11 protein-coding genes and 1 pseudogene are annotated in these 8,996 nt (G+C 61.6%); 5 read left to right on the top strand and 7 right to left on the bottom strand.

Translation table 11 applies throughout. From position 1 onward, the window contains the following. On the bottom strand, positions 1-534 hold a 534-nt coding region (locus LCF60_RS22330; protein WP_292294750.1), incomplete at its 3' end, for a hypothetical protein. Positions 535-702: 168 nt separating this feature from the next. Between LCF60_RS22330 and LCF60_RS22325 the strand changes: the two genes are divergently transcribed. Next, on the top strand, positions 703-1,059 hold the full coding sequence (locus LCF60_RS22325; protein ID WP_292294749.1) for a hypothetical protein: 357 nt from the start codon (positions 703-705) through the stop codon (positions 1,057-1,059). Positions 1,060-1,321: 262 nt separating this feature from the next. Here LCF60_RS22325 and LCF60_RS22320 read toward each other — a convergent pair whose 3' ends face one another. The 4 genes from LCF60_RS22320 to LCF60_RS22305 all read right to left on the bottom strand — a co-directional run bounded on the left by LCF60_RS22320 (position 1,322) and on the right by LCF60_RS22305 (position 5,070). Next, positions 1,322-1,696, bottom strand: a complete 375-nt coding sequence (locus tag LCF60_RS22320; RefSeq protein ID WP_292294748.1) for a hypothetical protein — start codon at positions 1,694-1,696, stop codon at positions 1,322-1,324. A gap of 80 nt (positions 1,697-1,776) precedes the next feature. Then, positions 1,777-2,025, bottom strand: a complete 249-nt coding sequence (locus tag LCF60_RS22315) for a hypothetical protein (protein WP_292294747.1) — start codon at positions 2,023-2,025, stop codon at positions 1,777-1,779. Positions 2,026-2,544: 519 nt separating this feature from the next. Beyond that, on the bottom strand, positions 2,545-3,009 hold the full coding sequence (locus LCF60_RS22310) for a hypothetical protein (RefSeq protein WP_292294746.1): 465 nt from the start codon (positions 3,007-3,009) through the stop codon (positions 2,545-2,547). Positions 3,010-3,264: 255 nt separating this feature from the next. Next, positions 3,265-5,070 carry an N-6 DNA methylase gene (locus LCF60_RS22305; RefSeq protein WP_292294745.1) on the bottom strand — a complete coding sequence of 602 codons (1,806 nt, stop codon included), beginning with the start codon at positions 5,068-5,070 and terminating at the stop codon, positions 3,265-3,267. 392 nt (positions 5,071-5,462) lie between these two features. On the opposite strand from LCF60_RS22305, the gene LCF60_RS22300 reads away from it, so the two are divergent. Continuing rightward, positions 5,463-6,320, top strand: a complete 858-nt coding sequence (locus tag LCF60_RS22300) for a hypothetical protein (RefSeq protein ID WP_292294744.1) — start codon at positions 5,463-5,465, stop codon at positions 6,318-6,320. A gap of 115 nt (positions 6,321-6,435) precedes the next feature. Here the strand turns inward: LCF60_RS22300 and LCF60_RS22295 are convergent, their stop codons facing one another. Together LCF60_RS22295 and LCF60_RS22290 are read right to left on the bottom strand one after the other, a co-directional pair. Then, complete coding sequence (locus tag LCF60_RS22295; RefSeq protein WP_292294743.1) at positions 6,436-6,690, bottom strand: hypothetical protein; 255 nt, start codon at positions 6,688-6,690, stop codon at positions 6,436-6,438. Positions 6,691-6,814: 124 nt separating this feature from the next. Next, positions 6,815-7,027, bottom strand: a pseudogene (locus LCF60_RS22290) (glutaredoxin); the annotation flags it as partial. A gap of 16 nt (positions 7,028-7,043) precedes the next feature. Here LCF60_RS22290 and LCF60_RS22285 point away from each other — a divergent pair. From LCF60_RS22285 to LCF60_RS22275, 3 genes are all read left to right on the top strand, one after another. After that, a complete protein-coding gene (locus tag LCF60_RS22285) occupies positions 7,044-7,769 on the top strand; it encodes an IS1595 family transposase (protein ID WP_292294742.1) in 726 nt (241 codons plus the stop codon). Positions 7,770-7,864: 95 nt separating this feature from the next. Then, positions 7,865-8,221 (top strand): hypothetical protein, encoded by a 357-nt coding sequence (locus tag LCF60_RS22280; protein WP_292294741.1) that lies wholly within the window; start codon positions 7,865-7,867, stop codon positions 8,219-8,221. Beyond that, a complete protein-coding gene (locus LCF60_RS22275) occupies positions 8,208-8,753 on the top strand; it encodes a DUF6036 family nucleotidyltransferase (protein ID WP_292294740.1) in 546 nt (181 codons plus the stop codon). The genes LCF60_RS22280 and LCF60_RS22275 overlap by 14 nt, the downstream gene beginning before the upstream one ends. Positions 8,754-8,996 lie beyond the last annotated feature (243 nt).

Here is an 8,996-nt window from a genome sequence, read left to right as displayed (position 1 = left end):
CGCTGGTCCAGCGAACCGGCGACCGGGGAAACGGGCGCGTGCATACACGCAAAAGCACACTGCCGTTACGTCAAGCAAAAAATTGTCACCGGGGTCGCCGAAGCAAACCCAAATTCGGGCTGCGGCGGAAATCACGGCGCCGCTCGTCAAAACATAGGAACCTGACATATGATGAACACGACTTCCGCCATCCACTTCAGCGCCGACCTGAGTTCGGTAACCTTGGGCAAGCTCGCGGGTCTTGGTGACGGGGACTATTCCGCACTGTTGTGCTGCGAAAACATCTATGGACAGAAGTTCGAACTGAGGGTCGAATTCCTTTGGTTTGCCGGGCGGCATCCAATCGAGATCGTACACGCCGACATCATTGGCAACGATGAGATGGGCCTGACCATCGCGGATCGTCACGCCAAGAAATTCCGGGCCGTCCTCGCCGACGCGCTGGAGGAAGCCGCTGCGGCAGGTGATTACCTGTTGCGACTGACGCCGCCTGAGGCAGCTTCTTGCCTCGAGTTGACCCAGTGCGAATGGCAACAATGCAGACCGAAATGATCTCTCAGAACATCGCTGCGATATGCCTGTCGGACCAGGGTCAGCGGTTCTCAAGTTACCCTTCGCCACCCAAAACCAACGCAAGCCCTGACCGGACTGCTGGCCCCGTGCCGCTGCACTCCTGATCACAAACAAGGATATGACACCATCATGAAAAAGCGCACTCCCCTCATTACCGATCTCGCCCCGACGAGCGCGATTGAGCAACTCCGCTTCATTCCGGCCCTATCCGCAGGATCCCGCCACCTCATGACCGCTGACGAGCTCGCGGAAACCATTGCCTTTGTCGAGCAAAAGGTCAGTCAAGGTCTGCCGAACGCGGAGATGAGCCTTGCTCTTCTGCGTGCTGAACAGTCCAAGCGAGCCACCGATACGCTCGACGACCGAGCAAGCAGGCTTCGGAATCGTATCGCTTGGGAGGTCGCGCAGGAAAAAAAGATGAAGAACCCTTGGGCCCAAAATCTTGTGACCCGCGGAGCAACGAGTCGGCGCTACGTATCAACATGACGCGACCCAGCCATGGATTGATGCAGGCTGCCAATCATGAAGACGGTGTCCGAAGGAACTTCGCAAAATGTCAGATGTCGTCCTTTGATCATCTATCGGGCGTCGTGAAGACGATACGAAACAGTCCGCACCATAAAAGGGTTGTCATTCGAATTGTTTGGCGCCCGGTCAATCCCATCCCGGCAGGTTGGCCTCGTCTGAACCTGCATCAAAGCGAACCGCGCATGTTGCACCGTCGGGAAAAGCCAAAAGGGCCAAAGCCTCAACAGCGGAAATAAGGGAAATCCAGGCTTCGACCTTTCCGCAACCAAGATACTTCAAATAATCTCTCCTGCGCCGACATCTCTGCGTTGACCGGCGAGGCGTCGCGCCGCACATCGCAAGTTTCTCCGCCAGCCATCAGCTGCGGCCGGCTGCTTTGGACCGCTTTGGTCGTCGCACAGGGGAGGGCCAGAATGATCATCGCGCAGCCTGTCACGCCGTGTTCCCTGATCGCCATCGTCAGATCCGTCAGGTTCGTGCGGAAGATAGTCTCGTCGGACTTTGTGGACGATGCGACCACGATGACTTCGGCCGAGGGCGTGACGCCCACCTCAAAAATACGCTGCGCAATGCGACGCGCCTCGACCGTGGCCATGTCAAAAGCCAGCGTTGCGCCCGGCCTGGCGTGCCGGGTGAAGTCGGGAGGATCGTCCTCGTCGCGCGTCCGGCCCGTGGTCAGGACAAGCGTGTCCGTCTCGGGAGTGTGCCCGTCGGCAGCGCCTTGAACAGGGTCTTGATCCGGGAGTTCTCGCCCATCCGCTTGCGCAGATCGATGTCGTTGGCCTGGGCGCGCCCGATAAGGTCAACCAGCTTGACAAGCGCTGCGCCCAGAACTTCCGGGATGTGCCGTGGAAGGCCCGAGATTGGGAAGTTCCCGTTCAAGGCTCGGGCGCTCCGCGACGGGAACCGCGTGCGCTCCGGCATGCCGTATGTCAATCCTCGGCAACTCCGGGCCATAGGCAATCACAGCCAGACCATCTTCCGGGCCTGCTCGAGCACATCCGCTTCGGTCTTGTGCTGGCAGTCCGGGCCGCAGCCCTTTCGGCCACAATACCATAAGGCGTGTTGTCGCCCCTGCCGGGTGGCGAGGCTTATACTGGCATGGTCGACGTGGAGGCCGAGCGTGATCCGGTTCTCTGCCGGGGTCCTTTGTGAGTCTGATGGCCTGCATGGAACATGGGTCCGACGCTGCGCGGACGACACCGCGTGAAGTGGGAAATCCGACAGAGCTACGTCACCGCCGGAATGCGACAAGATCTTCTTCACGCGCGATCCCATGCCCGGTTCCAGGATCGGCTTGCGGCCCTGCCGGGCCGTGCCCTCGGGCTGGCTGGGCTGCTTGATCAGGTGGGCAGACCCAGCGCCTCAGGCAGGGCAATCGGTGCGGTTTGCGCCGCCCTGGACCTTCATTGGCGCCGCAGACACAAGGCCGTGCCGCCGGGCTCAGAGCACACTCGTGTCTGTCGACAACGCACGGATCTGTTCGAGGATCGCGACATGATGCTGAAGAAACGTTGCTTCCAGCCAGCAGGTCATCAACCGCACGATATACGCATCGGGCTGATCATTGTCATACGAGAAATCGCGATAAAACGGCAAGCGGAACGTCGTCCGGAAGCTGAGCGGCTCCAGCCGGGTTTCACCGTCTTCAACTACAACGCAGGCTGTGAGCGTGGACGTCGAAAAACAGCAAGCTTTCACGATATCGAACACACCTGCCTCGGCGTTGCGCCGGACGATCAGCGGCCTTGAAACCTCGAGAAGGTCCAAATGCGCTGCATTGTATGCCAGAAGCAGCTGGCCGAAACGGTCCTGGAGGTCGGTACCCCGAAAGACGTCGTCTTCGGTGTCCTCGGTATCGTCAAGCATCTGTGTTTCGGTTTCTTCGAAAGGGTTCATCTGGGACATCGTGTGCTCCTGGGTATGATGTTTTTTTCAGAGACGGTTGGCCTCGCCGGGAACATGGGTTCATCTCCGCTGATCGGGAAAACGGAAGCTGCAATTTTTTCTGCTGCGGTGGCGGAGATCGTTTGTCCGATGCTGCCGAAGCCAGCGGTCGCGGTTGAACCGATGATCCATGCGGTCGCTCGACCGCCGCGCTCCGAGGCGGTGCAGGCCCGGATTAGAGGACCTGTCGGATGCGCGTCGGGCGCGCGCCTCGCGTCAGAGCGCCGTTTCCCCCTCCGCGATGCCGAAAAGACGCGCGCATTCTCGCTCTATGTCGCAGTCCGATGCTCCCGCGGCCACCAGCGAGCTGAGTGGTGCGAGATGATCCCGGTGGGGAAGGGGGAGCGCTCTGAGTTCGGTGGCGGAGATCGCCATGCTGCCGCTGAGGCAGCGCAGGATCATGTCGGCGACCTGGCTCTTCAGGATCGCCGCAACAACCTCGAGCGGAACGGCCGGTGTTTCATCTTCCGGCTCGACCAGGTTGAGGTGGTTCTCCACGCCGACGGCACCGTGCGCGTCGATGAAGGCACGAGGCAGCAGGCAGGTGACGAGCCGGCGCGGCTGTTCGGGCGCTGTCGTGCGTTGAACAAGTATCGCAGGCTCGCGGAGGAGGTCCTCCTTCCCGGCAACGAACCAGGCCGCGTTCCCGCGCCTCACGCCAGGCCAGGTGAAGCCGTCTGCGGGGTCCACGGAGTCGGCCCAGATCAACGGGACCCGTCCGGGCCCGGGTGTGGCGGCGGCACGGCTCTTCAGGCCGCTCCCGTCGATCGGTCCCGTGCGGACGCGGTAGCCCCAATCCGCGAGCCGTTGCCCGCTGCGGTGAAACGCCGGGGCAACGTGGGCGTGAGCCACGCGGCGGGGGAGGGGCCAGGGATCGGTCGAACATGTTGGCAGGCGGCCGGTTCCGATTTCCTCGATACGTAGACGCCCGCCGGACATCTGCACCTCCGACAGCTTGATGCCGCCTGAGTGGTGATCGCGTCGCCATGTAGCGAGCAGCGTTTCCTGCTGCGCCGTGTCGTAGACGCCCTTGCGCTCCACCACGAAATCGATCGTGACGGGAGGGGCCTCCGCGGCAAGCCGCTTGCGCAGGTTCTTGTAGTACTCGCCCCCAAGGCAGCTTGTGGGCGTCAGGAACGCGACGATGCCGCCGGACTGAACGAGGTCAAGCGCCCGGTCGAGGAACAGTGCGTAGAGGTTTGCGCGCCCGAAGAGGACCCGCGAGAATGCCGCCCGCTGCTCCGAAGAGAGGCGGATCGTTCCGTATGGCGGATTGCCGATGATCACGTCCGGGGCCTCGGCGGCAGTGACGCTCGCACCGGAGTGCAGACTGTCCCTGACCTCGATGATCCGCGGGGCGGGCATGCCGCAGCGCCTCGTCGATGGAAGGAGCGCGGCGTCGATCATGTTCTGCGCCAGCCATGCGGCAGCGGGGTCTATATCCCAGCCCTTCAGCCGCGCTCCGACGTTCTCGAGCACAAGCCTCGGATCGGAAGACGGGAGGGCCGCAACGAGGCGGCGCAGCGCCGGTAGCAGGAGCGCGCCGCCGCCGCAGGCCGGATCAAGGACGCGGGCGGTGCTCCAGTCCGCGCCCGCTTCGGTCGCGCGCTGCGCCGTCAGGTCTGCGAGCGGTGGCGGGGTGTAGTAGACCCCGTGCGTTGCACGCGTGGCCGGGCGAAGGGCGGAGGAATAAAGCCGGCCAAGCAGGTCGGCGGCCGCCTCGACCGGCAGGAAGGCTGCGGCCGATCCAATCCTGGTGGAGAGGCTGACGATCTCGTCAGGCAGGTCAGGGGTCTCCTCCGTCCAGAACGGTGTCCGCGGCGTGTGCGCCGGAGAAAGGGCCTGCCAGAACGCGGTGACCGCTATCTCCAGAGTGGCATGGGCGACCCCGATGCCGGCGGCTTCGTCAACGCCTTTTGCAAAGGCTCGCACACGCGCGATGCCGTGCACGAAGTCAAGATCAGAGGAAGTGGTGGAAACCGGCGCGGCCGACGTGGCCTCGGGCAGGGTGGAATGATGCATGGGATGATGTCCTTCGTTTTGTGCGAAGGACATCGGTCCATGCTGCCCGAAACGGAAAAGCCCGCCCTGACAGGAAATGATCCGTCTGGATTGAGAGCGTGTCTTGGTTAGACGAGGCCCCTTTACAGTCGTTTCATGGGTTCAAGGCTTCAAGGTTTCCACGATCGCTTTCATGAGCAATACCAGCGGCGTAGACGCCGCTCTGCCGGGAATGGCCGGGGGGATGCCCTGAACGATCGGGAAGATGACCGGCAACCCCCGGACAGCCAGCGCCATCGGTCGGGCGGGTGCCGGGGATCGACTGAAAGCTGACTCGCGCGTTTTACGACCCGATTTCTGAAATCGCCGCAACGACATCAAGTGCTTCACGACACTTAGTGATGGAGACTTTGATGCAAACGACGCCAACCGCCCCGGCCTCTTCGGCCGCGGGTATCCCGCGACCCAATCTCTACCGGCTGTCCCAGCCCTTTCTCGACGTCGTGTACAGCCGCGGTCTGGGGCTGCAGGGCCTGCGGCTGGTCCATCTCATCGCGCACGCGGTATGCCGGCACGTGCCGAACTGGCATAATCTGACCGTGCATCAGCCCGAGGAGGGTGACCGTCAAGAGTGCCTCGAGTTCCGACGCCGGCTTGGCCTCGAACGCTCGAGGGATAATGGGGCACTTGCAGACGGCATCGCCGAGTTGAGCAAGACAGATCTGGTGGACTGGATTTCCTTCGAACACGATCATCACTGGCTCTCCTGGCGCATGCACGACGCGCTGTTCGACCTGCTCTTCGACAAGCCCTACGGCTACTTCGACATCGCTCAGCTTGGTCGTTTCGGGACGCCTCTTGATCTGATGATCCACGGAGAGATCGGCATCATACGCGACATGCGGCAGCCGGCTGTTTCGCTTGGCCTGGCAGGATACGGCGCCAACCTCAACCGCTCGCCCGACTGGTCCCGCCTGCGTCCAGACCTGGTCCGGGCGCTTCAGCAAGCCGCTATCGTATATGACTGCGGTTTTTTTCTTCAGCTGGAATGCCGGGGAACCAGCCGCGGCATAGATGTGGCGACCCTGCGCGCACGCACCGCGCGCTCGCGCTGGAGCTGGCCTGCGCTGACGGGGAAACCCGAAGGCATACCCGTCCGCAAGGTCTTGCTGATCGACGCGGGACGCTGCCAAGAAACGACGCAGAAAGCCGCGCCGGCCGTTGCGCAGGAGTTCTTCGGGGTGAAGCCGGAGGCGTCACGGGAAACGTAATGGCCAGTGCAACGCATTCTCGATGGGCCAGGGGCCCCTGACCGTGGACAGCAGAACCTCGGGCGCAGGCATCCAGGATAGAGCGAAGAACCGGGTTTGGGAGGTCACCTTGCCTTCAATTTCTCGGATTGCCTTGATCCGGCCGGCCGAACCCCTTGAGGCCGGGAAATTCATGATCGTCTTCCAGTGACCTGGCCGAAACCACGATGGCTTTGCGGGTCTCGCTGCGACCATGGCCGGTTTCCTCGGTGACCGTTTCGGGATAGGCTGCCCCCAGTCCCGTGAAACAGCCACGGGCGTCAGCCAGGAGCGACGCCTGATTGGCTTTCAGAGCCAGACACCAGTTGCCACCGCCTGCCAGCCTTGGCAACACGGTTGCAGGAACCCTTGGGTGGGACTGCGGCACTTACAGGAAGGTTCTTCAGTGTAAGCCGCGGTTTGGGGCTCCATCTTTGGACAAAACACCACGCGTTGGAGCAATGGAGTCAACGACCCTACCCGGCGAACAAGATGCCCAGCATCCATAGCCCCATACCAGCCATGATAAGGTTTTCCGACAGCGTGATTGCCCGCAGCGGCACGTTCGATTCGCCACCAACGCAGGCGAATTTCGGGTCGCGCTTTTCTACACAGCCGGCCTTGATCACGCTGACAGCACCGATGGTTCCGATGAAGATGCCGACCGGAGCCACGAGCCAGATCAATGCGCTGTCGGTGCCGATCATGGCCATCATGCAGACCCGGCCCAGAGCTCGGCGAAAGTATATGCAGATGGGGCACGCCATCCGCGAGATGATGGACGACCGGAACCACGAGCTGCTCCCGCTGGACGACATCGTCGAGGTGGACGAGGCCTGTGTCGGCGGAGCTCCGAAATGCCTCTCTGGGGCCTACAATCCGCCTGGCAAGGGATGCGGCAAGCCGTTGGTCTTCGTGGCGGCCTCCCGAGATGGGCAGGCGCGCGCCAAGGTCGTTTCCGATGACCAGCGCGCCACGTTGGAGCCGGTCCTCGCCGGGTGGATTGTGTCTGACGACATCACGCTTATGACGGATGGGAGCACGAGCTACCTCGGCATTGGCGAGATGATGGAAGAGCACTACAGGGTCATCCACAGCCAGCACGAATACGCCAACCCGGAGACCGGCGCCGACGTCAACACGGCGGAGGCCGTGATCGCCCAGGTCCAACGGGCGTTGGTCGGTGTCTACCACAACCTGGGCAGCAAGCACCTTCAGCGATACCTCGACGAGATCGTGTGGCGCTGGAACCATTGCGAACCGGCCCGGGAAGTCTTCAAGCAGTGGACCACCAAGTCCGGCGCGCTCCGTAAGAAGACGAGGGTCATCTGGCGGCCGATCCCGGTGCTCGCTCAGATGCGGGTGCTGCTCCAAGGGGCCGTTGGAAAGCAGATCCGGCGGTCAAAGGAATACGGGCTGTGCTGGCCGTGATCTCTACGCTTATTTTGTTGGACAAGTCGGAGGCTCGATCATCTTCTCAGAATGGCGGAAACCAAGACAGATGATGTCTTTCGAAATTTCGCGTCGTGGCCTATCTTTCCACCATGGATCTCAACGCTCTCTCACTCGAAGACAGGCGATCATGGCAGCTTAACGCGGCCGCGATCAAACATGCCTGCGCCGACTGGCCCACAGCCAAGATCATCGTCGCTCAAAACCTCGATCGTATGGATCTCGGAAGGCGCGTGGCGCCTGGCTATGTCTCGCGCTGTAGAGACCTGTTGCGCCTTGGCCCCGAGGCAATGAAGGCGGCCTTCCTCGCGCTCGATGACGATGGTCAAGTGTTGCGGTCCATACACCCATGGGCCGGGCTTCTCCCGAATGCTGAGAGGCTTGCCATCTTGCGCGCAACTCGGAGACCCCTTGCAGATGAAGCGCGCTGAAGTCGCGCACGTCGTTCGGGCGGCCCAGGCCATCACCAATGAACGGGAATTTGTTTTGGTCGGAAGCCAGGCCGCGCATCTCCAACTCGAGCAGATGCCCGATATCATGCAGATGTCGGGTGAGCTTGACATTTATCCCTTGCGCAAGCCTGAACTTGCCGAGCTTATCGATGGTGCTCTTGGTGAGGGCTCTCCGTTTCATGAAACCTTCGGCTATTACGCTCACGGCATCGGACCCGAGACAGCCCGACTGCCGACTGGCTGGGAACGCCGGGCTGTCAGGGTATCCGCACCATCAATGGACAAGGCCATCGCTATCGCGCCGGAAATTCATGATATCTGCGCTTCCAAAGCTATCGCAGGGCGCGAGAAAGATCACGCCTACGTCATGGCCGCAATCAGCACGAAGATTATCGATCCAACGACGCTGGTGGAGCGGATAGAGATGACCGACAGAGCCGATCCGGACCTGCGTAACGCGGCCAAGGCCTGGGTGGCCTCCCTTAGCAGCAGAAGCGATCACCACCGCTGAGACAGCTTGGTAACCAAATGCTGCCTGATCGCAAGTATGCCCGGGTCAGCGAAAACCAAGTTTGAGATTTCAGATGCTTTTTGTCGTGGATAAGCGGATGCTCGAAACGGAAAAATCCCGCCCTGACAGGAAATGATCCGTCTGGATTGAGAGCGTGTCTTGGTTAGACGAGGCCCCTTTACAGTCGTTTCATGGGTTCAAGGCTTCAAGGTTTCCACGATCGCTTTCATGAGCAATACCAGC

Source organism: Marivita sp. (genome assembly GCF_020055635.1).
GTDB lineage: Bacteria > Pseudomonadota > Alphaproteobacteria > Rhodobacterales > Rhodobacteraceae > Marivita.
Note: the sequence above shows the minus strand (reverse complement) of the source record. Positions and strands in the feature narration are given on the sequence as shown.